23 protein-coding genes and 1 pseudogene are annotated in these 23,527 nt (G+C 69.5%); 16 read left to right on the top strand and 8 right to left on the bottom strand.

Annotated features, from left to right (window positions below; all coding sequences use genetic code 11):
• The 3 genes and pseudogenes from ACQI5H_RS01435 to ACQI5H_RS01445 form a co-directional block, all read right to left on the bottom strand.
• Positions 1-1,446 (bottom strand): annotated as a pseudogene (locus ACQI5H_RS01435) (NAD(+)--arginine ADP-ribosyltransferase); the annotation flags it as partial.
• Between the two features lie 4 nt (positions 1,447-1,450).
• Positions 1,451-1,741 carry a WXG100 family type VII secretion target gene (locus tag ACQI5H_RS01440; RefSeq protein WP_427077671.1) on the bottom strand — a complete coding sequence of 97 codons (291 nt, stop codon included), beginning with the start codon at positions 1,739-1,741 and terminating at the stop codon, positions 1,451-1,453.
• Entirely contained in the window at positions 1,734-2,045 is a 312-nt protein-coding gene (locus ACQI5H_RS01445; RefSeq protein ID WP_427077672.1) for a WXG100 family type VII secretion target, read from the bottom strand. The genes ACQI5H_RS01440 and ACQI5H_RS01445 overlap by 8 nt, the downstream gene beginning before the upstream one ends.
• Positions 2,046-2,112: 67 nt before the next feature.
• Between ACQI5H_RS01445 and ACQI5H_RS01450 the strand changes: the two genes are divergently transcribed.
• The 7 genes from ACQI5H_RS01450 (at position 2,113) to ACQI5H_RS01480 (ending at position 8,328) form a co-directional block, all read left to right on the top strand.
• Entirely contained in the window at positions 2,113-2,382 is a 270-nt protein-coding gene (locus ACQI5H_RS01450) for a glutaredoxin family protein (protein WP_427077673.1), read from the top strand.
• Positions 2,383-2,504: 122 nt separating this feature from the next.
• The gene (locus ACQI5H_RS01455) at positions 2,505-3,875 is read left to right on the top strand and encodes a glutamyl-tRNA reductase (protein WP_427077674.1); all 1,371 of its coding nucleotides are present in this window, start codon (positions 2,505-2,507) and stop codon (positions 3,873-3,875) included.
• Between the two features lie 13 nt (positions 3,876-3,888).
• Positions 3,889-4,833 (top strand): hydroxymethylbilane synthase, encoded by a 945-nt coding sequence (gene hemC / locus ACQI5H_RS01460; protein ID WP_427077975.1) that lies wholly within the window; start codon positions 3,889-3,891, stop codon positions 4,831-4,833.
• Between the two features lie 12 nt (positions 4,834-4,845).
• Positions 4,846-6,510 carry a uroporphyrinogen-III synthase gene (locus ACQI5H_RS01465; protein WP_427077675.1) on the top strand — a complete coding sequence of 555 codons (1,665 nt, stop codon included), beginning with the start codon at positions 4,846-4,848 and terminating at the stop codon, positions 6,508-6,510.
• Positions 6,510-7,490 carry a porphobilinogen synthase gene (hemB, locus tag ACQI5H_RS01470; RefSeq protein ID WP_427077676.1) on the top strand — a complete coding sequence of 327 codons (981 nt, stop codon included), beginning with the start codon at positions 6,510-6,512 and terminating at the stop codon, positions 7,488-7,490. Before ACQI5H_RS01465 ends, hemB begins: the two co-directional genes overlap by 1 nt.
• 65 nt (positions 7,491-7,555) lie before the next feature.
• A complete protein-coding gene (locus ACQI5H_RS01475) occupies positions 7,556-8,074 on the top strand; it encodes a DUF3093 domain-containing protein (RefSeq protein WP_427077677.1) in 519 nt (172 codons plus the stop codon).
• Complete coding sequence (locus tag ACQI5H_RS01480) at positions 8,071-8,328, top strand: hypothetical protein (RefSeq protein ID WP_427077678.1); 258 nt, start codon at positions 8,071-8,073, stop codon at positions 8,326-8,328. The genes ACQI5H_RS01475 and ACQI5H_RS01480 overlap by 4 nt, the downstream gene beginning before the upstream one ends.
• Here the strand turns inward: ACQI5H_RS01480 and ACQI5H_RS01485 are convergent.
• A complete protein-coding gene (locus ACQI5H_RS01485) occupies positions 8,312-8,719 on the bottom strand; it encodes an STAS domain-containing protein (protein ID WP_427077679.1) in 408 nt (135 codons plus the stop codon). The two genes, ACQI5H_RS01480 and ACQI5H_RS01485, sit on opposite strands and share 17 nt — an antisense overlap.
• A gap of 373 nt (positions 8,720-9,092) precedes the next feature.
• On the opposite strand from ACQI5H_RS01485, the gene ACQI5H_RS01490 reads away from it, so the two are divergent.
• Entirely contained in the window at positions 9,093-10,331 is a 1,239-nt protein-coding gene (locus ACQI5H_RS01490) for an acyltransferase family protein (RefSeq protein WP_427077680.1), read from the top strand.
• A 198-nt stretch (positions 10,332-10,529) separates the two neighbouring features.
• Positions 10,530-11,225, top strand: a complete 696-nt coding sequence (locus ACQI5H_RS01495) for an Rv0518 family GDSL lipase (RefSeq protein WP_427077681.1) — start codon at positions 10,530-10,532, stop codon at positions 11,223-11,225.
• 246 nt (positions 11,226-11,471) lie between these two features.
• Here the strand turns inward: ACQI5H_RS01495 and ACQI5H_RS01500 are convergent, their stop codons facing one another.
• Complete coding sequence (locus tag ACQI5H_RS01500) at positions 11,472-13,604, bottom strand: SGNH hydrolase domain-containing protein (RefSeq protein WP_427077976.1); 2,133 nt, start codon at positions 13,602-13,604, stop codon at positions 11,472-11,474.
• 45 nt (positions 13,605-13,649) lie between these two features.
• Positions 13,650-14,525: an alpha/beta hydrolase gene (locus ACQI5H_RS01505; RefSeq protein WP_427077682.1), complete on the bottom strand. Its 876-nt coding sequence runs from the start codon at positions 14,523-14,525 to the stop codon at positions 13,650-13,652.
• Positions 14,526-14,945: 420 nt separating this feature from the next.
• Here ACQI5H_RS01505 and ACQI5H_RS01510 point away from each other — a divergent pair, with 420 nt between their 5' ends.
• Genes ACQI5H_RS01510 through ACQI5H_RS01520 form a run of 3 tightly spaced genes read left to right on the top strand, consistent with a single transcriptional unit; the run spans position 14,946 to position 18,850 of the window.
• Positions 14,946-16,091 (top strand): LLM class flavin-dependent oxidoreductase, encoded by a 1,146-nt coding sequence (locus ACQI5H_RS01510; protein ID WP_427077683.1) that lies wholly within the window; start codon positions 14,946-14,948, stop codon positions 16,089-16,091.
• Positions 16,092-16,093: 2 nt separating this feature from the next.
• Positions 16,094-17,434, top strand: coding sequence for an MFS transporter (locus tag ACQI5H_RS01515; protein WP_427077684.1), 1,341 nt, complete (start codon positions 16,094-16,096; stop codon positions 17,432-17,434).
• Between the two features lie 57 nt (positions 17,435-17,491).
• Positions 17,492-18,850: an amino acid permease gene (locus ACQI5H_RS01520; protein ID WP_427077685.1), complete on the top strand. Its 1,359-nt coding sequence runs from the start codon at positions 17,492-17,494 to the stop codon at positions 18,848-18,850.
• Position 18,851: 1 nt separating this feature from the next.
• Here ACQI5H_RS01520 and ACQI5H_RS01525 read toward each other — a convergent pair whose 3' ends face one another.
• Together ACQI5H_RS01525 and ACQI5H_RS01530 are read right to left on the bottom strand one after the other, a co-directional pair.
• Positions 18,852-19,247 carry a nitroreductase family deazaflavin-dependent oxidoreductase gene (locus ACQI5H_RS01525; RefSeq protein WP_427077686.1) on the bottom strand — a complete coding sequence of 132 codons (396 nt, stop codon included), beginning with the start codon at positions 19,245-19,247 and terminating at the stop codon, positions 18,852-18,854.
• A 32-nt stretch (positions 19,248-19,279) separates the two neighbouring features.
• Positions 19,280-20,155: a hypothetical protein gene (locus tag ACQI5H_RS01530; protein WP_427077687.1), complete on the bottom strand. Its 876-nt coding sequence runs from the start codon at positions 20,153-20,155 to the stop codon at positions 19,280-19,282.
• 73 nt (positions 20,156-20,228) lie between these two features.
• Between ACQI5H_RS01530 and hemL the strand changes: the two genes are divergently transcribed.
• From hemL to ACQI5H_RS01550, 4 genes are read left to right on the top strand one after another with little or no spacing between them, the layout of a single operon-like run.
• The gene (gene hemL, locus ACQI5H_RS01535) at positions 20,229-21,551 is read left to right on the top strand and encodes a glutamate-1-semialdehyde 2,1-aminomutase (RefSeq protein WP_427077688.1); all 1,323 of its coding nucleotides are present in this window, start codon (positions 20,229-20,231) and stop codon (positions 21,549-21,551) included.
• On the top strand, positions 21,551-22,159 hold the full coding sequence (locus tag ACQI5H_RS01540; RefSeq protein ID WP_427077689.1) for a histidine phosphatase family protein: 609 nt from the start codon (positions 21,551-21,553) through the stop codon (positions 22,157-22,159). Before hemL ends, ACQI5H_RS01540 begins: the two co-directional genes overlap by 1 nt.
• The gene (locus tag ACQI5H_RS01545; RefSeq protein ID WP_427077690.1) at positions 22,156-22,749 is read left to right on the top strand and encodes a TlpA disulfide reductase family protein; all 594 of its coding nucleotides are present in this window, start codon (positions 22,156-22,158) and stop codon (positions 22,747-22,749) included. Before ACQI5H_RS01540 ends, ACQI5H_RS01545 begins: the two co-directional genes overlap by 4 nt.
• Positions 22,746-23,525, top strand: a complete 780-nt coding sequence (locus tag ACQI5H_RS01550) for a cytochrome c biogenesis CcdA family protein (RefSeq protein WP_427077691.1) — start codon at positions 22,746-22,748, stop codon at positions 23,523-23,525. Before ACQI5H_RS01545 ends, ACQI5H_RS01550 begins: the two co-directional genes overlap by 4 nt.
• The last annotated feature ends 2 nt before the right edge of the window (positions 23,526-23,527 follow it).

Consider the following 23,527-nt stretch of genomic DNA (forward strand, 5'->3'; position numbering starts at 1 on the left):
GGGTTCGGGCGGCTTCGGGCCGGGGTCTGGCGGCTTGGGGGTTGGCGGCTCAACCCGTGGTGGCTCAACCCGCGGCGGCTCAACCGCGGGCGGCTTGATGGACGGGGGTTTCGGAAGCTCTCCCGGTCTGACGCCACCGAGCGCATCGAGAGCACCGTGACCTACCTTGCCCACCTTGGAGAGCGGCCCGCCCGGGAGGAACAACGTCAACACGTCGAACACGGATTTGCCGGCCGCTTCCGCAGGATTGGATTCCCATTCATCCCAGTGAGTGAGGCTCTTACCGACCCGCTTCCACGACTCCCAGACGCCAGGCCCCCCGTCGGGGCCCAACCCGACGAGCGGCAGAGAGCCCTGGACCATCCCGCCCATGTCTTTGGCATAGCCCACCGGGTCAAACAGCAGCCGCAGCTGACTGATGTCGTAGAGCCCCTTAACGAATCCGCCGGCCTCCGAATACACGCCTTTGGCGTACTGCCCCACTTGGTTGATGGCTCGGCCGACGTCGGTGCCGTGCAGGAACTGATCCCAATCCCGCGAGGCGTAGTCGCCCATCGTCGTAAGGATCGTTTCTGCCTCACCCACGGTGGCGGCGATCTCGGCTCGCAGCGCATCGACCTCTGCGGTGAATTGGTTCACCACCATGCGAATGTCGTCGGCGATCTTTTTGATCTCGTCTTCGTCTTCGTCGGTGAGAATGTCCCAGACCTCTTTGATCCCGGTCATCGGATCACAGATGCGGGCCAGCAGATCCAGGATCGCCGCGTGCACCTGGTCGACCTTCGCCGCGTAGTTGCTGAGTTGGGCGGCGATCTTCTGAGACTGCTGCACGATGCCGGTGGTGCTGCTGTAGGCCTCGGTGAACGCGCGATCGATGGCCGGGCCCTCCGGGATCTGTTGGCCGCGAATGGCTCCCATCGGACCGCCCGTCCCGAGGATCTCGGCGACTGCGAACTGTGTGCCCGCCGCGCTCCACGCCGCCGCCGCGGCGCGTAACTTCCCCGAATCCGCGCTCGGCCAAATCATCCCGATGAACGGGGCGACCCAACCCCAGCCGGCCGGGGCGCCGTCGCCGGTTCCGACCGATGAGGGCGGGGACCCCGCCGAGATCGGCCCCGTCGGGCGCGGCGCGGGAAGCGGGCTGCCATGGCCGGAAATGTCGGACTGCGCTTCGGCCAGCGAGTAATTGTGCGCCGACATCCGAACGCCAACACCCAGACCGCACAAGCCGTTTCGGGTGACCACCATCGCTTGGACGAGCTTGGCCGCCGACCCGTCGTAGCTGCGGCCGAGCGCCGCGCCGGCGGGATCTTCGCCGGCCATCCCGGCGCACCCGGACAGCGCCGCCGTCAACGTCGAGATCACCGAGCCCAGACCCTCGCCTGCCGTCACCACCTCGGCGCCCGCGCTATCGAGGGCCGCGGTGTCAACCGCCAGCGGCGCCATTAGCTCACGACCACATGCTCAAATTCTTGGCCATGGCGCCGGTGTAGTTGCCGTGCGCGGTATGCGCGGCTGCTCGCAATTGGGCCAGCGCCTCGCGCATCATCGCCTCGCCATGGGCCCAGTGCCGGTGCGCCTCGGCGTGGGCCGTTGCGCCTTCACCAGTCCAGGTCACGTGCAAATTGCTTACCAGAGAATCGATTTCGGACAGCATGCTTTCGGCGTAGCGCTGAAATTCGGACATCCGCTCGACCGCGTCGGCCAGCGCGTCGGGATCTACCTGAAACGCGTCAGCCATTACGCACCGCCCGCAACGCCTGCGCCGAGCCGGCCTCGTTCTGCTGATAGCCCGCGCCGGCCTGGGCGATCGCCTTTGCCAGCATCGACAAGCCCAGCTCCACCTCGGTGGCTCCGCGATGCCACATCTGCCACGCCGAGCCGTAGGCGTCGCCGGACGCGCCGCGCCAGCCCCCCAGCATCTCGCCGACCTGACCGTCGAGTTCGGCCAGCCGACTCCGCAGATCCTCGGCGGCGCCGCTCAGGCTTTGCGCGAATCCCTGCATCACCTGGGGATCTACGCGCAGATTGTCGTTAGCGGCCACAGCCGAAACCTAATCATTAGGGGGCGCGTCCACAATTCACCGCCAGGGCCGGTGCCACACTGGTGCCATGTCCCAGCCCGCACCTCGGCCGCAGGTGGAACTGCTGACCCGCCACGGGTGCAGCATCTGCGCGCGGGCACACGCCCGGCTGGCGGAACTGGCTGCTGAGCTGGGCTTCGACCTCTCGACGACCGACGTCGACGCCGCCGCCGAAGCCGGCGACCCGGAGCTGCGCGCCGAGTTCGGGGATCGTTTGCCGGTGATCTTGCTGGACGGCAGCGAACACAGCTACTGGGAGATCGACGAGCCCAGACTTCGTGCCGATCTAGCCCGGTGAGGATGCGGGCCGCCCGCCCCTAGGCGCCGGGCGATTATTTGGTAGCCCACCTGATAAACGTTTACCGTGGACACCAGTTCAGTTACTGGAGGAAGCAAGGGAGCTGGCCAGGTGATGCTGCCGTGAGCATCCTGCTTTTCGGAGTTTCGCACCGCAGTGCGCCGGTTTCCGTCCTGGAACAACTCAGCATCGACGATGCCGATCAGATCAAGATCGTCGATCGGGTGTTGCAGTCCCCACTGGTGACCGAGGCCATGGTGCTGTCGACATGCAACCGGGTCGAGGTCTACGCGGTGGTGGACGCTTTCCACGGCGGTTTGGCGGTGATTGGGCAGGTGCTGTCCGAATACTCCGGCATGTCGATGGGCGACCTGACCAAGTACGCCTACGTGCGCTACAGCGAGGCCGCCGTCGAGCACCTGTTCGCGGTTGCCAGCGGCCTGGATTCCGCGGTCGTCGGCGAGCAACAGGTGCTGGGCCAGGTCCGCCGCGCCTACGCCACCGCCGAGACGAACCGCACGGTGGGCCGGGTGCTGCACGAGCTGGCCCAGCGGGCCCTATCGGTCGGCAAGCGCGTGCATTCCGAGACCGCCATCGATGCGGCCGGCGCCTCGGTGGTCTCGGTCGCGCTCGGCATGGCCGAACGCAACCTGGGCGGGCTGACCGGCAAGACAGCCGTCGTGATCGGCGCCGGGGCGATGGGCGCGCTGTCGTCGGCGCACCTGGCCCGCGCCGGCATCGGGCACATCCTGGTGGTCAACAGGTCGTTGTCCCGCGCGCAGCGGTTGGTCCGTAAGATCCGCGAATCCGGCGCCAAGGCCGAGGCGCTGCCCCTCGACCGGCTGCCCGGCGCACTGGCGGAGGCCGACGTCGTCGTCAGCTGTACCGGGGCGGTAAGCCTCGTGGTTTCGCTGGCCGACGTGCACCACGCGCTCGCCGCCGCCCGCCGCGACGAAGCGACCCACCCGCTGGTGATCTGCGACCTGGGCATGCCGCGCGACGTCGATCCCGCGGTGGCCGGACTGCCCGGTGTCTGGGTCGTCGACGTCGAGCGCGTCCAGCACGAACCTTCCGCCCACGCGGCGGCGGCCGACGTCGACGCCGCCCGGCACATCGTGGCGGCCGAAGTCGCCGCCTACCTGGCCGGACAGCGGATGGCGGAGGTCACCCCGACGGTGACCGCGCTACGCCAGCGAGCGGCCGACGTCGTCGAAGCCGAGCTGCTGCGGCTGGAGAACCGGCTGCCCGGCCTGGAAAGCGCCCAGCGCGAAGAGGTCGCCCGCACCGTGCGCCGGGTGGTCGACAAGCTGCTGCACGCGCCGACCGTGCGCATCAAACAACTCGCCAGCGCCCCCGGCGGCGACAGCTACGCCGAGGCCCTGCGCGAGCTGTTCGAACTCGACCAGACCGCTGTCGACGCCGTCGCGGCCGGCGAATTGCCAGTGGTATCAACCGGATTCGATGCCGGCACCCCGCAGCAGCCCGCCGAGTAGCCGATTGGCACACGTGATTCGGATCGGCACGCGGGGCAGTCTGCTGGCCACCACTCAGGCCGCCGGCGTCAGGGACGCCCTGATCGCCAACGGCCACCCCGCCGAGTTGGTGACGATCAGCACCGCGGGCGACCGGTCGTCGGCGCCGATCGAAAGTCTCGGCGTGGGCGCCTTCACCACCGCACTGCGTGAGGCCATCGACGACGGGCGCGTCGACGCTGCCGTGCACTCGCACAAGGATTTGCCGACGGCCGAGGATCCCAGGTTCCTGGTGGCCGCGATACCCCCACGCAACGACCCCCGCGACGCGGTGGTGGCCCGCGACGGACTGGTGCTCGCGGAGTTGCCGGCCGGTTCGCTGGTGGGCACGTCCTCGCCGCGGCGGGCCGCACAGCTTAGAGCATTGGGTCTCGGTTTGGAAATCCGCCCCCTACGAGGCAACCTAGATACCAGGTTGAACAGGGTAAGCAGTGGTGATCTTGACGCCGTCGTCGTGGCCCGGGCCGGTCTGGCCCGGTTGGGCCGCCTCGGCGATGTCACCGAGACGCTAGAGCCGGTGCAAATGTTGCCAGCACCGGCTCAGGGCGCGCTCGCCGTCGAGTGCCGCGCCGATGACGAGTTAGCGGCGGTGCTGGCGGAATTGGACGATGCCGACACACGCGCGGCGGTCACCGCGGAGCGAGCCCTGCTGGCCGAACTGGAGGCCGGGTGCTCGGCGCCGGTGGGAGCGATCGCGGAAGTGGTCGAGTCCATCGACGACGACAACCGCGTCTTCGAAGAGCTGTCGCTGCGTGGCTGTGTGGCGGCGCTGGACGGATCCGACGTGATCCGCGCGTCCGGCATCGGCACCTCCGGTCGGGCACGAGAGCTGGGGCTCTCGGTCGCCGCGGAGCTGTTCGAGCTGGGCGCCCGTGAGCTGATGAGGGGAGCGCGGCAAGACCCCGCGCGAGGAAATTGAGTGGGAGCGACAATGACGACGCGAGGGCGTAAGCCGAGGCCGGGCCGCATCACGTTCGTGGGCTCCGGTCCGGGCGACCCCGGACTGCTGACCACGCGGGCCGCCACGGTACTGGCGAACGCGGCACTGGTGTTCACCGATCCCGACGTGCCCGAGGCGGTGCTGGCGCTGATCGGCCAGGACCTGCCGCCGGTCTCCGGCCCGGCGCCGGCCGACCCGGCACCCGGCAAGTCCGACGAGGCCGCCGGCGCGGACCCGGGCCAGGGTGCGCCCGCGGTGCTGCCGGGCGGTCCCGACATTCGCCCGGCGCTGGGCGAGCCCGCCGAAGTCGCCAAGATGCTTACCGCCGAGGCCCGTTCGGGCGTCGACGTGGTGCGGCTGGTGGCCGGTGACCCGCTGACCCTCGACGCGGTCATCACCGAGGTGAACGCCGTCGCGCGCAGCCACCTGCACCTCGAGATCGTGCCGGGGCTGGCCGCCACCAGCGCGGTCCCGACGTACGCCGGACTGCCGCTCGGCTCGGCGCACACCGTGGCCGACGTCCGTGGCGACGTCGACTGGGAGGCGCTGGCCGCGGCTCCCGGGCCGCTGATCCTGCAGGCCACCGCCTCGCATCTGGCCGATGCGGCGCGCACCCTGATCGAGCACGAGCTCGCCGAGACCACGCCGTGCGTGGTCACCGCCCAGGGCACGACCTGCCAGCAGCGCTCGGTGGAAACCACGCTGCACGGGTTGACTGACTCGGCCGTGCTGGGCGCCACCGACCCCGCGGGTCCGCTCACCGGACCACTGGTGGTGACCATCGGCAAGACGGTGAGCAGCCGGGCCAAGCTGAACTGGTGGGAGAGCCGCGCACTGTACGGCTGGACCGTCCTGGTGCCGCGCACCAAGGACCAGGCCGGCGAGATGAGCGAGCGGCTGACGTCGTACGGCGCCCTGCCGATCGAGGTGCCGACCATCGCCGTGGAGCCGCCGCGCAGCCCCGCGCAGATGGAGCGCGCCGTCAAGGGTCTGGTCGACGGCCGCTTCCAGTGGGTCGTGTTCACCTCCACCAACGCGGTGCGCGCGGTGTGGGAGAAGTTCGGTGAGTTCGGTCTGGACGCGCGCGCGTTCTCCGGCGTCAAGATCGCCTGCGTCGGCGAGTCGACGGCCGACCGGGTCCGTGCCTTCGGGATCAGCCCCGAGCTGGTGCCCGCCGGGGAACAGTCCTCGCTCGGCCTGTTGGATGATTTCCCGCCCTACGACAGCGTTTTCGACCCGGTGAACCGAGTCCTGCTGCCGCGGGCCGACATCGCCACCGAGACGCTGGCCGAGGGTCTGCGGGAGCGCGGCTGGGAGATCGAGGACGTCACCGCCTACCGGACGGTGCGCGCCGCGCCGCCGCCGGCGGCCACCCGCGAAATGATCAAGACCGGCGGCTTCGACGCGGTGTGTTTCACGTCCAGCTCCACCGTGCGAAACCTGGTCGGCATCGCCGGTAAGCCGCACGCGCGCACCATCATCGCCTGCATCGGCCCCAAAACCGCCGAGACCGCCGCCGAATTCGGCTTGCGGGTGGATGTCCAGCCCGACACCGCCGCGATCGGCCCGCTGGTCGACGCGCTGGCCGAACACGCCGCGCGGTTGCGCGCCGAGGGCGCGCTGCCACCGCCGCGTAAGAAGAGCCGCAGGCGCTAGTGGCGTTCCCGCGGCAGCGCCCGCGCCGGCTCCGCTCCACCCCCGCGTTGCGACGCTTGGTGGCGCAAACATCCTTGGAGCCAAGGCATTTGGTGCTGCCGATGTTCGTCGCCGACGGTATCGACGAACCGCGCGCCATCGCGTCCATGCCGAAAGTGGTTCAGCATAGCCGGGATTCGCTGCGCAGGGCCGCACAAGACGCCGTCGCGGCCGGGGTGGGCGGGCTGATGCTGTTCGGTGTTCCCCGCGAACAGGACAAGGACGCGGCCGGCTCGGCCGGCACCGACCCCGACGGGATCCTCAACGTCGCGCTGCGCGACCTCGCCAAAGATCTCGGTGACACCACGGTGTTGATGGCCGACACCTGCCTGGACGAGTTCACCGACCACGGGCACTGCGGCGTCCTCGACGAGCGCGGCCGGGTCGACAACGACGCCACCCTGGCTCGCTACGTGGAACTGGCTGTGGCACAAGCGGAATCGGGTGCCCACGTGGTGGGGCCGAGCGGGATGATGGACGGACAGGTGGGCGCCATTCGCGACGGCCTGGATGCGGCGGGCCACACCGACGTGGTGATCCTGGCCTACGCGGCGAAGTTCGCCTCGGCGTTCTACGGACCGTTCCGCGAGGCGGTGAGCTCCAGCCTGTCCGGGGACCGGCGCACCTACCAGCAGGAGCCGGGCAACCTGCGCGAGGCGCTGCGCGAGATCGAGCTGGACCTCGACGAGGGCGCCGACATCGTGATGGTCAAGCCCGCGATGGGCTATCTCGACGTGCTGGCCGCCGCGGCCAACATTTCGCCGGTGCCGGTGGCCGCGTATCAAGTGTCGGGGGAGTACGCGATGATTTGCGCTGCGGCCGCCAACAACTGGATCGACGAGCGCGCCGCGGCGCTGGAATCACTGACCAGCATCCGGCGCGCCGGAGCGGATATCGTGCTGACGTACTGGGCCGCGGACGCCGCGGGTTGGCTTTCGTGAAGTGGGAACGGGATGGGCTTGCTTTGACATCACAGACACCAGCGAGGGGTAACGACCCGAAGCCATTGTTCTACGAACCCGGTGCCAGCTGGTGGTGGGTGGCGTGGGGCCCGGCGGCGGCGGGCGCCATGCTCCTGATCGAACTCTGGAGCGGTGCCCCGGTGTCGTTCGTCGTCCCGGCGATCTTCTTGGTGCTGGTGTCGGCGTTCGTCGCGTTGCAGGTCAAGGCGGCGCGCATCCATGTCTCGGTCGAACTGACCGAAGACGCCCTGCGCCAGGGCACCGAAACCATCCTGGTCCGCGAAATCGTCAAGGTGTATCCGGAACCCGAGCACCTCGAAGCGTCCGGTAAGGAGCTGGCGAAGTGGCAGTCGTCGCGGGCGCTCGGCGAGTTGGTCGGGGTGCCGCGCCGCCGGGTGGGCATCGGTCTCAAGCTCACCGGGGGCCGCACCGCGCAGGCGTGGGCGAGGCGTCATCGTCACCTCCGGGCCGCGCTCACACCGCTGGTCCAGGAGCGCGTGGAGCCCGCCCGGTCGGACGTCAGCGACATCGATCGTGACGACGACCCCGGCTTGGCGCCGTGATCGCCCGCTACCGAGGCCCGGTTGAACTTGTGCTGGCCATCGCCGCGGTGGTGGGCGCGGCGGTGAGCTGGTCGCATGCGCGCCACGCTGTGAGCGTCGCGCCCATCGCGGAGGGGCAGCCGTTCACCACGTCGTTGGTTTACGACCCTCAAGCACTGCTGCTGACCCTGGTCCTGCTGACGACAGCCGGCGTGCTGGCGGTCGTCGGACTGGCCAGGCTGCGCCGCGAGCGGGGCGCTAGGCCGACTTCTTGATCAGCGGCAGCACCAGCTGACGCCGGCTGGCGATCGCGTCGGCCAGGTCGTGCAGCGCCTCGGGCAGTGAGCGCGTCGCATCCCAACCGTCGCCCAGCAGCTCGATGACCGCCGGGCTGGCGACCAACGTCCACTGCGCCCCGGCGGCGCCGCAATCCTCGTCGAGCATCTGCAACAGCGTGATGCCTGCCGGAGCAAAGTGCGTGACGCCGCTGAGATCGAGCACCACCGGGTTTTGCCCGACGATGAAGCGCCGGATGTACTTGCTGGCCCGATCGGCATTGACGGCGTCGATTTCGCCCCGGATGGTCACCACCGTCGCCAGGGAGCGACAGTGAGCGCGAATCTGGGCGCCACCGCAGTCAAAGGTGCAGTTTTCCTGTGGAGTCATGAGCGGCCCCATTCCCCGTGGCGTTGCGAAGGACGCAGCGCGACCATCCTGTTCCCCAACCAAACCAGCAGAATCTAAGGAGACCGAAAGCCACGTCTAACTCTTTGCTAAATAACCGGCGCCCCGGGACGGTTTCGGAGATCCGGGCAACGCCGAAAACGGCGATTTCCCGCGATTGGCACCCGGCGTGCCCCCAATTCGATGCCTTTCCGCGGCCAGCCACACCACGTGCTGTCCCGCCATCGCGGCGATCTCGCTGCTACGCTGCCATAGCTGCCGGTTGCTAGTCGGGGGGCTAAAAGCAGGGCGAAATCGCCCGGTCAGCCGGAGTAGAAGGCGAACGAAACAGCAGACTCCAAACGGAAAGAGCATCGTGCGCGGCGCAGAGATCAGGGGCGAGATCAGGGCCCTGACGGGACTCCGCATCGTCGCCGCGGTATGGGTGGTGCTGTTTCACTTCCGCCCGATGCTCAGCGACGCCTCGCAAGATTTCCGCGACGCTCTCGCCCCGGTGCTCAACTGCGGCGCGCAGGGCGTCGACCTCTTCTTCATGCTCAGCGGGTTCGTCCTGACGTGGAACTACCTCGACCGCATGGGCCGATCGTTCTCGGCGCGCGCCACACTGCACTTCCTGTGGCTGCGGCTGGCCAGGGTATGGCCGGTGTACCTGGTCACCCTGCACCTGGCCGCGCTGTGGGTGATCTTCACCCTGCACGTCGGGCACGTCCCGTCGCCGGACGCGGCTCAGCTCACCGCGATCAGCTACGTGCGCCAGGTCCTGCTGGTGCAGCTGTGGTTCGTGCCGTTCTTCGACGACTCCAGCTGGGACGGGCCGGCCTGGTCGATCAGCGCGGAATGGCTGGCCTACCTGCTCTTCGGTGTCCTCGTGCTGGTGATTTTGCGGATGAAGCAGGCGACGAGGGCGCGCAGCCTGATGCTGCTCGCGTTCGCGGCGTCGTTGCCGCCGGTGGTGATGCTGCTGAGCAGTGGTCACTTCTACACGCCGTGGAGCTGGTTGCCCCGCATCGTGACTCAGTTCACCGCCGGCGCCCTCGCGTGCGCCGCCGTGCGCCGGTTGCGGCTGACCGATCGTGGTCGGCGCGTTGCCGGTTACGTCTCGCTGCTTCTCCTGGCGGCCATGGTGGGCGTCCTGTACTGGTTTTCCGCGCACCCAATCAGCGGGGTCGTCGAGAACGACAGCGGCGGAGTGGTCGACGTGCTGTTCGTGCCGCTGGTGATCACGCTGGCAATCGGTCTGGGCAGCCTGCCGAAGCTGCTGTCGACGCGGGTGATGGTGTACGGCGGACAGATCTCGTTCTGCCTGTACATGGTGCATGAGCTGGTGCACACGTCGTGGGGTTGGACCGTCGAGCAGTTCGCTCTCGTGCCGCAGGACAATCCGTGGAAATGGAACGTCATCGGCCTGTTCGCGATCGCCGTGGGCATTTCGGTCGTGATGTATCACTTCGTCGAAGAACCGGCCCGCCGATGGATGCGCAAGATGGTCGACGTCCGGGCCGTGGACACCAAACCCGAGCCCGCCGAGCAGCCGACCCCCAAACTCCACCAGATCGACGGTGGGCTGGAAGCGGTGCCGGCACGCGCCGTGTGACAATTGCCACGATGCGCCAATGGTGCTGTGCCCCATACCCTCTCGAATACGGCCACGGTAGCGGCCAGCCGGGATTCTAGGGGCTCCGCCCGAATCGCGACCGCTAACCAGCGGGTTGACGCCGCTTCGCGTCGGTTTCCTCGTACGATTCCGTTGCTGAATGCGGCACACGAGGATGCCGTTCACGGGGAGGTAGTGGTGAGTCGTCTGACGACGTTCGTCATTAGTCTGGCTCTGCTGGCCGGAGTGGCCTTCGCGGACGTGGCGTGCCCGCCCCGCGTGCGCGCCTACGGTGTGCTGAGCGTGGATTCACGGCTCAACCACGTCGCGGTGATCGGTGACTCCTATACCACCGGCACCGACGAGGGCGGCCTGGGCCCGAATTCATGGACCGCCCACGCGTGGCAGGCGCTCGGCGCGCGCGGGCTGCGGATCGCGGCCGACGTCGCGGCCGAGGGCAAAGCCGGCTATGCCGTCCCCGGCGACCATGGCAGCGTCTTCGAGGACCTGACCGCCAGGGCGGTCAAGCCCGACGACACGCTGGTCGTGTTCTTCGGCTCGCGCAACGATCAGGACGTCGATCCCGGCCTGCTGACCGAGCGAGCCCGCAACGCCTTCGTTCTGGCGCGCCGCTTTGCGCCGCACGCGCGTTTCCTGGTGATCGGGCCGCCGTGGCCGACGGCCGACGTGCCCGGCTCCATGCTGATGATTCGCGACGTGCTCAACGGCGTGGCCCGGGCGGCGGGGGCGGCGTTCGTCGATCCGCTCGGCGACCGCTGGTTCGTCGACAGGCCCGACCTGATCGGGCCCGACGGCGTGCACCCCAACGACGCGGGCCACCAATACCTGGCGGACAAGATCGCACCGCTCATTCGCATGCAGTTGTCGAGGTGAGTGGCGGGCCGGCGGCCGAAACCGCCTGCCGCACAAGGTGTTCGGGTACAGACGGCGCGGACTTCAGTCGTCTGCGTGCCGGTCGTAGTCCCATTGCTCCAGACGCGATTGCAGGTGTGTAAGGCCTACTCCGACGACCGGTGTGGCAACGGCTATGCAGATCAGCAGCAGCGGAGTCATCTCCCCAAACCTCCAAAACCCTTCACTGATACGACGTTCGACTGCGATGAGAAGTTCATTGGCGGCTCATCCATTCGCCACCGCCCGGTCGGCCAGCGCGCCCATCAAAGGCGCCAACAGCTGCGCGTACTCGGTCGTCACGTGGTTGTCGTCGCGGAACACCAGTGTGTTGCCGACGATCATCGGGCAGCGGGCCGGGGTGCAGAACAGGTCGCTCAGATCGGCGTAGTGGCCACCGGCACCGCTCGTTGCCTTCTGCTCGGCGGCGATGCCGTCGCCGTTGACCGCGACCAATCGCGGTGGCGCGCAGGCGCTGGCGTCGTCGAGATGCGCGGACAGGCAGGCGGGCACCGAGGAACGCGGGTCCGCGACCGGCCCCAGGACTAAGACGGTAGAGCCGGCGTTGCGCAACTGATTGACGGTGCGGCCCAACGTGTCGACCCAACCCGCGTCATATGACGTAAAACCGAAATCCGCGCCGTAGCGCCGGCTCATGCTGAGCACCACAAGGCGCGGGTGTTCGGCCTGCAATCGCGCCATGATCTCGCCGCGCCACTGCTCGCACTCGGTGTACTCGCGGCCCAGATACGGGCTGTCGATGCGCAGATTCTGCAGCGGGCAGGTCACCTTGGCCAGCGTCTCGAGCCGCCAGTGCCGTTGCTCGGCGACCTGCTGGAAAGCCGGGTACCACATGGCGGCGTGCGAATCCCCGACCAGCGCCACCGTCGTCGGCGCGGCCGCGTCGCCGCCCGCGCACTCGGCTTGCCCGACGTCACGCCAGGACCGCGTGCAGCCGTTGACGAACACCGCCGCCTTGTCGGCCGGCGCGTCGGCGAGCGAGGGATCCAGGTTGGACGGGACGGCGCGCAGGTCCGCGGACGCCGCGACCGCGTCGCGCGCCTGCGCGAAGGCCTGGCGCACCGCCGCTTCCTGCGGGCTGACGTCGGGCGCCGGCGCCGGCGGCAGCGCGACGATGTTGGCCTTCGGGGCGGCCGTGCCGTGGCCCACCGGCACCGGTATGACGTTCAGCAGCAGCAGGCACGCGCACGCCGTGACGGCGCTGGCGCCGCCCGCCACCAGCAGGCTCGTCCGCGCCGATCGGCGCAGGGCGGCCGCGAACCGGCCGGGATTTTCGACCAGGTGCAGGGTGATCACGGCGAGCCCCGCCGAGACGACGGTCGCGCTCAGCCGGGCCGGCAATCCCGCGGGCATGCCCAGCAGCGGCGGCATCAGCAGCAGCACCGGCCAGTGCCACAGGTACCACGAGTACGAAATCCGGCCGATCGCCCGCATCGCCGGTCGGCACAGCACGCGGCCGGCCCCCAGGCTGCCGGTGACGCAGCCGCCGCCGATCACCAGCGCCGTGCCCAGGACGGGCAGCAGCGCCGCGGTGCCCGGGTACGGGGTGTGCGGGCCCAGCTGGGTGCAGGTCAGCGCGATCAGGGCCAGGCCGCCACATCCGACGATCGCCGCGGGCAGCAGCGGCAGCCGGCGCCATTGCCCGATCGTCAACGCCACCAGCCCGCCGACGGCCAGCTCCCAGGCTCGGGTGGGCAGCGAGAAGAACGCCCACGCGGGTGACGTGCGGGTCCACAACACGGCCGCCGCCAGCGACGCCGCGGCCACGACCGCGAGCACCAGCGCGTAGGGCGTCGCCGAGGTTTCAGGGGCGCGGCGGCGCAGCAGCGGGACCCGCCGCACCAGCCACGCGGCGCCGATGAGCAGCATCGGCCACACCAGGTAGAACTGCTCCTCGACGCCCAGTGACCAGTAGTGCTCGAACGGCGAGGGCGGCAGGTTCGAGGCCAGGTAGTCGGTGCCTTGCCGGGCGAACCGGTAGTTGCCGACGTAGAGGGCGCTCGCGACCCCGTCGACGAAGACGCTTCGCGCCTGCAACGGCGGCAGCACGATGGCCGCACCGATGGCGGTGGCGATGCCGGCGGTGGCCGCGGCGGGCAACAGCCGCCGCGCCCGCGCGCCGTAGAAGCGGCCGAGCCGGATGGTGTTCTCGGTGCTCACCTCGCGCCAGAGGATCCCGGTGATGAGGAACCCGGAGATGACGAAGAAGACGTCCACGCCGATGTAGCCGCCACTCACACCGGGTATGTCGGCGTGGTACAGCACGACGGCTAGCACCGCGACGGCGCGCAGGCCCTCGATGTCCGGGCGAAATCCGGTCCGCTTCACCGCCCGCTCCACTTGGCGGGGTGGGGGTGAGTTCCGCGGGATCGTCATCGGTCTCAGCTAGGTCGCCATCCAGGCTAGTTCGCCGGGCAATTGCGCGCGCCAGTAGTCCATGTCATGCCCCCCGTCCGAAAAGCCGCCCGCCGGAGGCTTTTTCAGCTGGTTGACGAATTGACGAGTGGCGAAGTAGAAGCGGTCACCGGTGCCGCAGTCGACGCGCAGCGGGATCTGCGACAGCGCCGGCAGCCCCACCACGCTGTTTTGCACCCAGTCGTCGTAGCTGTCGAACGCCCCCGGGGCGCTTCCGGTGTACGAGGTGTACAGCGCGGGACTGATCGCGCAGATCCCGGCCGTCCGCGACGGCCCCAGCTTGGCGCCCAGGTGCAGCGCGCCGTAGCCGCCCATCGACCAGCCCATGAAGGCCACCCGGGAGGTGTCGAAACCCATCGAGGACAGCATCGGCAGCAGCTCTTCGAGCACCATCGCGCCGGGGTCCTCGCCCGAGGCCCGGCGGTGCCAGTAACTGTTGCTGCCGCCGTCGACACCCACCACGGCGAAGGGGGGCTTGCCTTCCTTGACGAGTTGGGCGAGCGCTTTCTCCGCACCGCAGTCCAGCACCATGTTCGCGTTGCCGTCCTTGCCGTGCAGGGCGATCACCGGGCGCAGGGATCCGCTCTGGGAGTTCTGGCCGGGTGGCAGCGCGATCACCCAATTCGTCTTGACGCCGCCGCGGGCCGCCGAGATGAACGAGCCGCTGAGCTTGTTCGACAGGGTGCTGCCCGCCGCCGACGGCTCGAACGGCGCGGGAGCTTGCGGCAACGTCGCGGCTTGCGGCTCGAGCGGATCCAGGAGGCCGCTCAAAGCCCACAGTCCGGCGGCTCCCGCGCTGGCTCCGACGCCCATTCGCAAGATGGCGCGACGGGTCAGGTGAGGCATGGTCGCAATAATGCCGCGCTGAGCGGGTATTACCGGCCGAGCCACGCCGTATTGGAAGCATTGTGTGATCTCGTGTGATCACTCGGACACGAACCGGTTACCTTCGGTGCCGATTTGCGTCACCGTGGTAAGGCGAGGACGGCGGCCGATGAGGACCGGGACCACCGTCACGGGCGCGGTGACCGGCGGCGGTCGGTGAGCGTATTGCCTTCCGCCGCAGCCGAACACGAGGCGCCCCGCCCCAGCCCCATGCGCCGGGCCGCCGCCCCACGCCGAATCCCGCGCGGCCGGCCCGCCCCGGCTCCGGCGGCACCCGGGCCGGGATGCAATCTCGGCGGTTTCAACCCTCGCATGGCCCGCCGAGGTTTTACACGATGGAGCTTTCGCACAAGGGCCGACGGCTGACCGAAAGAGGATTGAATGAGCCTGGCATTTCACTGGTTTCTGCCGACCTACGGCGACTCCCGGAACCTGGTCGCGGGCGGGCACGGCACCGCGATGCACGGCGACAGGCCTGCGACGTTGCGTTACTTACACCAGATTTGCGCGGCCGCCGAGGACAACGGCTTCGAGGCGGTGCTCACGCCCACCGGATTGTGGTGTGAGGACGCGTGGTTGACGACGGCGACGTTGATCGAGGGCACCGACACGCTGAAGTTCCTGGTGGCGTTCCGTCCCGGGCTGCTCAGCCCGACCCTGGCCGCGCAGATGGCCGGGACCTTCCAGCGGCACTCGAACGGACGGCTGCTGCTCAACGTCGTCACCGGCGGCGAACCGCATGAGCAACGCGCCTACGGGGATTTCCTGGACAAGCAGTCGCGGTACGCCCGCACCGCCGAGTTCCTGCATGTGGTGCGGCAACTGTGGACCTCGACCGAGCCGGTCACCTTCGCCGGCGACCACATTCGCGTCGAGGGCGCGCAGCTGAACAACCCACCCGACCCGATACCCGCGGTGTTCTTCGGCGGGTCGTCGGGATCGGCCGGGCCGGTGGCGGCCAAGTACTCCGACGTCTACCTCACCTGGGGTGAGCCGCCCGCGGCGGTCGCGCAGAAGCTGGACTGGATCCGGGGACTAGCCGTCGACGCCGGCCGGGTTCTGCGGTACGGCTTGCGAATTCACGTGATCAGCCGACCCACCTCCGAGGAAGCGTGGGCGGAGGCCGACCGGTTGCTGGCGGCCGTCGACCCGGCGGATGTGGAACGGGTGCAGGCCAGCCTGGCGCGCAGCGAATCCGAGGGTCAGCGCCGGATGCTGGACTTGCACGGCGGCAGCGCCGACCGGCTACTGGTCGGGCCCAACCTGTGGGCCGGGGTGGGGCTGGTCCGCGGGGGAGCGGGCACCGCCCTGGTCGGGTCGCACGCCGAGGTCGCCGAACGGCTGGCCGAGTACGCCCAGCTGGGCATCAGCCACTTCATCCTGTCGGGGTATCCGCACCTGGAAGAGGCCTACTGGTTCGGCGAGGGCGTGCTGCCGCTGCTGGAGCGGATGGGCCTGTGGAAGCATCCCAGTCGTCAGTCGCAGCCGGCCGCGTCGACACCGTTCGCGATCGCGTCGGCGCACTAGTCATGGCAACCACGTTGCCCGACGCGGCGATCGCTGCGCCGGCAGGTCACGACGAATCCGACGCCCAGCGGCGACGGCGGCTGCGCATCGTCATCGCGGCAAGCCTGCTGGGCACCACCGTCGAGTGGTACGACTTCTTCCTCTACGCCACCGCGGCCGGCCTGGTGTTCAACAAGGTCTTCTTTCCCGACGCCAGCTCCCTGGTCGGCACCCTGCTGGCGTTCGCGACGTTCGCCGTCGGGTTCGTCATGCGCCCGATCGGCGGGCTGGTGTTCGGCCACATCGGCGACCGGATCGGCCGCAAGCGCAGCCTGGCGTTGACCATGCTGATCATGGGCGGCGCGACCGCATTGATCGGGGCGCTGCCCACCGCCGCGCAGATCGGCGCCTGGGCGCCGATCCTGCTGTTGGTGCTGCGCATTCTGCAGGGCTTCGCGCTCGGCGGCGAGTGGGCCGGCGCGGTGCTGCTGGCCGTCGAACACAGCCCGGGACACCGGCGCGGCCGCTTCGGGGCGGTTCCCCAGGTCGGCCTGGCGCTCGGATTGGCCCTGGGCACAGGCATATTCGCGTACCTGCAGATTGTGTTGGGGCAGAACAGGTTTCTGGCCTACGGCTGGCGGATCGGGTTCCTGCTGAGCCTGGTGCTGGTCGTCATCGGCATCGTGGTGCGGTTGCGCGTCGAGGAAACCCCGGCTTTCCGCGAGCTGCGCGACGCCGAGGCCGAGTCCAGCGTGCCGATCCGCGAGATCGTTCGCGAACCGCGTTCCCGGCGCAACACCGTGCTCGGGCTGCTGTCGCGCTGGGCGGAGGGTTCGGCGTTCAACACCTGGGGCGTTTTCGCGATCAGCTACGCCACCGGCGCGTTGGGATTGCACCGGGTGTCGGTCCTGGTGGTGGTGACCATCGCGGCCCTGCTGATGGCGGCGCTGCTGCCGGTGTCGGGAATCCTGACCGACCGCTACGGCGCTCGGCGCGTGTATCTGGCCGGGGTGGTCTGCTACGGCTTGGCGGCGTTTCCCGCCTTCGCGTTGTTCGGCACCAAGAACCTGCTCTGGTTCGGGCTGGCGATGGTCGTGGTGTTCGGTGTGGTGCACGCGCTGTTCTACGGCGCGCAGGGCACGCTGTATTCCGCGCTGTATCCCACGCGCACCCGCTACACCGGCTTGTCGTTCGTCTACCAGGTCTCCGGCATCTACGCCTCCGGGGTCACCCCGATGATCCTCACCGCGCTGATCGCGGCGGCCGGGGGCACGCCGTGGCTGGCATGCGGGTATCTCGTTGCGACGGCGGCGATCAGCGTGCTCGCCACCGCGCTGATCCGCGAGCGCGACCTGCATTTCTGAGCCCGGCCGGCGGCGCGCCCGGGTGGTGACCCGCCGGGCGATGTGCTGTGGTTAACCATGGCCGGCACAACGCAACTGCGCCAAGGGTTGTCGCAACGGCAGCTCAGCATGATCGCGCTCGGCGGGGTGATCGGTGCGGGACTGTTCGTCGGGTCGGGCGTGGTGATCCGCGATACCGGGCCCGCCGCATTCCTGACGTACGCGTTGTGCGGTCTACTGATCGTTCTGGTGATGCGGATGTTGGGGGAGATGGCGGCCGCGAACCCGTCGACCGGATCGTTCGCCGATTACGCGGGGCGGGCGCTGGGCGGCTGGGCGGGTTTTTCGGTCGCCTGGCTGTATTGGTACTTCTGGGTGATCGTCGTCGGCTTCGAGGCGGTCGCCGGCGGCAAGGTGCTGGGCTACTGGTTTCACGCGCCGCTGTGGCTGCTGTCGCTGTGCCTAATGCTGCTGATGACCGCGACGAACTTGTTCTCGGTGACGTCCTTCGGCGAATTCGAATTCTGGTTCGCCGGAATCAAAGTCGCGACGATCGCGATATTCCTCGCCGTCGGCGCGGTATTCGCGCTCGGGTTCCTGCCCGGCCATCACACGGATTTCTCCAACCTCACGTCGCACGGCGGATTCTTCCCGAAGGGCGTCGGCGCGGTCTTCGCGGCCATCGTGGTGGTGATCTTCTCGATGGTCGGCGCCGAGATCGTCACCGTCGCGGCCGCCGAGAGCCGCGATCCCGAACTCGCGGTCCAGCGCGCGACGCGATCGGTTGTCGCGCGCATCGCGGTCTTCTTCGTCGGCTCGGTCTTTCTTCTTGTCGTGATCCTGCCGTGGAATTCGGTCGAGGTCGGCGCCTCGCCGTATGTCGCCGCGCTCAAACGCATGGGTCTGCCCGCCGCGGGTCAGGTGATGAACGCGGTGGTGCTCACGGCGGTGCTGTCGTGCCTGAACTCGGGCCTGTATACGGCGTCGCGCATGCTGTTCGTCCTCGCCGACCGGCATGAGGCGCCGGCTCGGCTGGTCAAGCTCAGCCGGCGCGGCGTCCCGCATCTCGCGATCTTGTTTTCGTCGGCCGTCGGATTCGGCTGCGTCGTCATGGCGTGGCTGGCGCCCGGCACGGTGTTTCTTTTCCTACTCAACTCGTCGGGCGCCGTCATCTTGTTCGTCTACTGGCTGATCGCGCTGTCGCAGATCATCCTGCGCCGCCGGACACCGCCACAAAGGCTGCGGGTGAAGATGTGGCTCTTCCCGGTGCTGTCGGTTTTCACCCTCGCCGGAATCACCGCGGTGCTGGTGCAGATGGCGTTCGACCGCTCGGCGCGCAGTCAGCTCTGGCTGTCCCTGCTGTCGTGGGCGGTGGTCATCGGGCTATATCTCGCCACTCGAGCCCGCGGCCGAATCGCCGCGCGCCCAGCGCGATAGGTCAGTCGGCCTTGGTGAAAAGCACCGCCTGCTCGAACGGCAGCCTGGCGAAAACGGCCCGCCACCTGCCCTGCACGTGGGAGGCCGCCTCGGCCTTGCTGATGACCCGCGGGTCGGTGATGCCGAAAGTCTTGGCGCTGCGGCGCATCCGCCCGCCGCCCGCCGCTTTGAGGTTCTTCAGCCAGTCGCGGTCGGGGCCGTAGGTCAGCACGACGGCCACACCGGGTTTGCCGTCGACGCTGGTGTAGAACGCATTCACCGGTGTGCGGTAAGGCTTTCCGGAGCGCCGTCCGACATGCTCGATGATCGCGAACGGCGGCAGCCAGCCGGCCCACATCCGCTGAATGGGGTTGGTCACGTGACGGTTGAAGCGAGCGACTCGCTGGGGGAATTGCATGCCACCATCCAACTCGCCCCCGACGGCCGACTTCAACCCGTGCGGCGCGGCGCGGGCACCAGCGTGCGAGCCAGCCGAGCCGGCCGCGACGGCGGCGGATGCCACGGTTGCCGGTCGTCCGCGGGCCACGCGTAGCACGGCGTCCCGTCGGCGAGCAGCCGTCGCAGCCCAGGAATGGCGAGGGCGCCGGCGGACCAGTCGTAGAGGGGCTCGACGCGGGGCTGGATGACCCCGACGTCGAGCAGGTGCGCCACTCCATGTTCGGCCCGCAGGTAGGGAGCCAGGTCGTCGCCGAGCGGGTAGCGGTCGGGGAGGACCCGGGACAGCGACAGAAAGATGCCGGTCATGCCCAATCGCGGATCCCCGAGGGGCCGACCCGCGAACGCCAGCCAGCCGAGCGCGAGCCGGGGCGCGGCGACCAGCGCGTGGGCATAGAGAACCCGCATCAGCACCAGGTTGATGAAGAAGCGTTCGACGCGGGACTCGCGCGATGCCAGGTCCAGGTGGTCGAGATAGGCGCTGACGATGCTGATGTTGTGCGCCCGGTACCAGCGTCGCGCGGACGGATGCCGGATGAACTCGAGCGCCGCGGCGACCGCCGGGGAGCTGGGTTCGCCGGGGTGCCCGAACGCCAGGGCGCGGGCTTCCCAGCCGTCGCGGAGCAGGCGCTCGTTCATCGCGCGCCACCAGGGGCTTCCCGGGGCCTGCCCGTCGGCCGGGTTGAGCAGCCCGCGTCGCAGCTGCCAGCCCATGAAGGCCGACGTCGCCAGCCGATACGGCAGATGGCCCCGGTCGACCCGCCGCGGGACTTCGTACAGCTCACCCATCAGCGCCAGCCGGGCGTCCGGGTCCTCGCGGACCGCGGCAATCCTGCTGCGGGCGATCTCGACGGCCGTCTCCCGAGTCACCAGTCGATTGTCGCGGAGCCGACTCTTACACCCTGTAGTTGATAGGCACGCGGGGGCTGGAACACTGGTGGTCATGGGCAGCACTGACCAGGCCGCCGCAGCTACGAGGACCTCGGCGGCACTGTTCGACGATGCGTGCGCGGTCATTCCCGGCGGGGTGAACTCGCCGGTGCGCGCGTTCACGGCGGTGGGCGGCACCCCGCGCTTCATCACCGAGGCGCGCGGATGCTGGCTCACCGACGCCGACGGCAACCGTTATGTGGACCTGGTCTGTTCGTGGGGTCCGATGATCCTGGGCCACGCCCACCCGGCCGTCGTCGACGCCGTCGCCAAGGCCGCCGCCAACGGACTGTCCTTCGGGGCGCCGACTCCGTCCGAGACGCAGCTGGCCGCCGAGATCATCGGCCGGGTGACGCCGGTCGAGCGGATCCGGCTGGTGAACTCCGGCACCGAGGCCACCATGAGCGCGGTCCGCCTGGCCCGCGGCTTCACCGGTAGGGCGAAGATCGTCAAGTTCTCGGGCTGCTACCACGGGCACGTCGACGCGTTGCTCGCCGACGCGGGTTCCGGGGTGGCGACGCTGGGTCTGCCGTCCTCGCCCGGGGTCACCGGCGCCGCCGCGGCCGACACAATCGTGTTGCCCTACAACGACATTGACGTCGTCCGCGACACATTCGCCCGACACGGCGACCAGATCGCCGCGGTGATCACCGAGGCCAGCCCCGGCAACATGGGGGTCGTGCCGCCCGCGCCGGGCTACAACGCGGGACTGCGCGCGATCACCGCCCAGCACGGTGCGTTGCTGATCGTCGACGAGGTGATGACGGGTTTCCGGGTCAGCCGAAGTGGTTGGTACGGAATCGATCCGGTCGCCGCCGACCTGTTCACGTTCGGCAAGGTGATGAGCGGCGGGCTGCCGGCCGCCGCGTTCGGCGGGCGGGCCGAGGTGATGGAGCGGCTGGCGCCGCTGGGGCCGGTGTATCAGGCCGGCACGCTATCGGGCAACCCGGTGGCGATGGCCGCCGGGCTGGCCACGCTGCGCACCGCCGACGACGCGGTCTACGCCGCACTGGACGCCAACGCCGACCGCCTGGCCGGTCTGCTCTCCGAGGCGTTGACGGAAGCCGGTGTCCCACATCAGATTCCGCGGGCCGGCAACATGCTCAGCGTGTTCTTCTCCGATAGCCCGGTCACCGATTTCGCGTCCGCCCGCGCCAGCCAGACCTGGCGGTTTCCGCCGTTCTTCCACGCCCTGCTGGACGCCGGCGTCTACCCGCCGTGCAGTGCTTTCGAGGCGTGGTTCGTCTCGGCGGCTCTGGACGACGCCGCGTTCGACCGGATCGCCGCCGCGCTGCCCGCCGCCGCGCAGGCGGCCGCCCGGAAGGACGGACCCTGATGGCCGAGCACACGCGCGTCAATGTCGTGCGGCACGGCGAGGTGTACAACCCGAGCGGGGTCCTCTACGGCCGGCTGCCCGGATTCCACCTGTCCGAGGCGGGCCGGGCGCAAGCGCAGGCGGTCGCCGACGCGCTGGCCGACCGCGACGTCGTCGCGGTGATCTCCTCCCCGTTGCAGCGGGCCCAGGAAACGGCCGCGCCCATCGCCGCGAAGCACAACCTCCCCGTCGACACCGACCCGGATCTGATCGAATCGGCCAACTTCTTCGAAGGCCGGCGCGTCGGCCCGGGCGACGGCGCCTGGCGCGATCCGCGGTTTTGGTGGCAGCTGCGCAACCCGTTCACCCCGTCCTGGGGCGAGCCGTACGCCGAGATCGCGGCCCGGATGACGACCGCGGCGGACAAGGCGCGCGCCCGCGGCGCCGGCCACGAGGTGGTGTGCGTCAGCCATCAACTACCCGTGTGGACGCTGCGGCTGCACCTGACCGGCAAGCGGCTCTGGCACGACCCGCGCCGGCGGGAATGCGGGCTGGCCTCGGTGACCACGCTGGTCTACGACGGCGACCGGCTGGTCGACGTCGAGTACTTCCAGCCGGAGAGCACTTGAGCGTGCGGTGGCTGGCGATGGCCGGGGCGGTGGTGGCCATGGTGTTGGCCGGCTGCTCGGGCCGCGATGCGGTAGCCCAGGGTGGCACCTTCGAATTCGTGTCGCCGGGCGGCAAGACCGACATCTTCTACGACCCGCCCGCAAGCCGCGGCCGTCCGGGCCCGCTGGCCGGGCCGGACCTCGCGGATCCGGCGCACACGATCTCGCTGGCCGACCAGACCTTCGCCGGCAACGTCGTCGTCGTCAACGTCTGGGGGCAGTGGTGCGGGCCGTGCCGGGCCGAGGTCGATCAACTGCAGCGGGTCTACGACGGCACCCGGGCCACCGGGGTGTCCTTCCTCGGCATCGACGCGCGCGACAACAACCGCCAAGCCGCCCTGGACTTCGTCGACGATCGGCACGTGACATACCCGTCGATCTACGACCCGGCGATGCGTACCTTGATCGCGTTCGGGGGCAAGTACCCCACGACCGTCATCCCGTCCACGCTGGTGCTGGACCGCCAACACCGGGTCGCGGCGGTGTTCCTGCGTGAGCTGCTGGCCGACGACCTGCGACCGGTGGTCCAGCGCGTGGCGCAGGAACGATGAACGGCTTCACCCAGCTCGCCGCCGCCGGCCCGCTGCTGGTGGCGCTGGGGGCGTGCCTGCTGGCGGGGCTGGTGTCGTTCGCCTCGCCGTGCGTGGTCCCGCTGGTGCCGGGCTACCTGTCGTACCTGGCCGCGGTCGTCGGGGTGGATGAAGAGCCCGGGCCCGGCGGCGTCAAAGCCCCGCCCGCGGCCCGGTGGCGGGTCGCGGGGTCGGCGGCGTTGTTTGTGGCCGGGTTCACCGCCGTCTTCGTGCTCGGCACCGTCGCGGTCCTCGGCGTGACCACCACGCTGATCACCAATCAGCTTGCGCTGCAACGGGTTGGGGGCGTGCTGACCATCGTTATGGGGCTGGTGTTCGTCGGCCTCGTCCCGGTCCTGCAGCGCGAGGCCCGCTTCAGCCCGCGCCGGTTCACGACGGTGGCCGGGGCGCCGGTGCTGGGCGCGGTGTTCGCGCTCGGCTGGACGCCGTGCCTCGGGCCGACGCTGACCGGCGTGATCACCGTCGCGTCGGCCACCGAGGGTGCGAACGTGGCGCGCGGCATCGCGTTGGTGATCGCCTACTGCCTGGGTTTGGGGATTCCGTTCGTCTTACTGGCGTTCGGTTCGGCGGGGGCGGTGGCGGGCCTGGGCTGGCTGCGCCGGCACACCCGTGCCATCCAGATCTTCGGCGGCGCGCTGCTGATCGCGGTCGGCGCTCTGCTGGTCACCGGGGTATGGAACGACTTCGTCTCCTGGTTGCGCGACGCCTTCGTGTCCGACGTGAGGCTGCCGATTTGAGG

The sequence above is a fragment of the Mycobacterium heidelbergense genome (assembly GCF_050205645.1).
GTDB classification, from domain to species: Bacteria; Actinomycetota; Actinomycetes; order Mycobacteriales; family Mycobacteriaceae; genus Mycobacterium; species Mycobacterium heidelbergense_A.

Excerpts from the sequence above, each read along its gene's own strand:
- ACQI5H_RS01525 (WP_427077686.1), bottom strand. The coding sequence starts at position 19,247 with ATGCAATTCCCCCAGCGAGTCGCTCGCTTCAACCGTCACGTGACCAAC.
- ACQI5H_RS01540 (WP_427077689.1), top strand. The coding sequence starts at position 21,551 with ATGGCCGAGCACACGCGCGTCAATGTCGTGCGGCACGGCGAGGTGTAC.
- hemL (WP_427077688.1), top strand. The coding sequence starts at position 20,229 with ATGGGCAGCACTGACCAGGCCGCCGCAGCTACGAGGACCTCGGCGGCA.
- ACQI5H_RS01505 (WP_427077682.1), bottom strand. The coding sequence starts at position 14,525 with ATGCCTCACCTGACCCGTCGCGCCATCTTGCGAATGGGCGTCGGAGCC.
- ACQI5H_RS01510 (WP_427077683.1), top strand. The coding sequence starts at position 14,946 with ATGAGCCTGGCATTTCACTGGTTTCTGCCGACCTACGGCGACTCCCGG.
- ACQI5H_RS01485 (WP_427077679.1), bottom strand. The coding sequence starts at position 8,719 with ATGACTCCACAGGAAAACTGCACCTTTGACTGCGGTGGCGCCCAGATT.
- ACQI5H_RS01550 (WP_427077691.1), top strand. The coding sequence starts at position 22,746 with ATGAACGGCTTCACCCAGCTCGCCGCCGCCGGCCCGCTGCTGGTGGCG.
- ACQI5H_RS01450 (WP_427077673.1), top strand. The coding sequence starts at position 2,113 with ATGTCCCAGCCCGCACCTCGGCCGCAGGTGGAACTGCTGACCCGCCAC.
- ACQI5H_RS01465 (WP_427077675.1), top strand. The coding sequence starts at position 4,846 with ATGACGACGCGAGGGCGTAAGCCGAGGCCGGGCCGCATCACGTTCGTG.
- ACQI5H_RS01440 (WP_427077671.1), bottom strand. The coding sequence starts at position 1,741 with ATGGCTGACGCGTTTCAGGTAGATCCCGACGCGCTGGCCGACGCGGTC.
- ACQI5H_RS01520 (WP_427077685.1), top strand. The coding sequence starts at position 17,492 with ATGGCCGGCACAACGCAACTGCGCCAAGGGTTGTCGCAACGGCAGCTC.
- ACQI5H_RS01515 (WP_427077684.1), top strand. The coding sequence starts at position 16,094 with ATGGCAACCACGTTGCCCGACGCGGCGATCGCTGCGCCGGCAGGTCAC.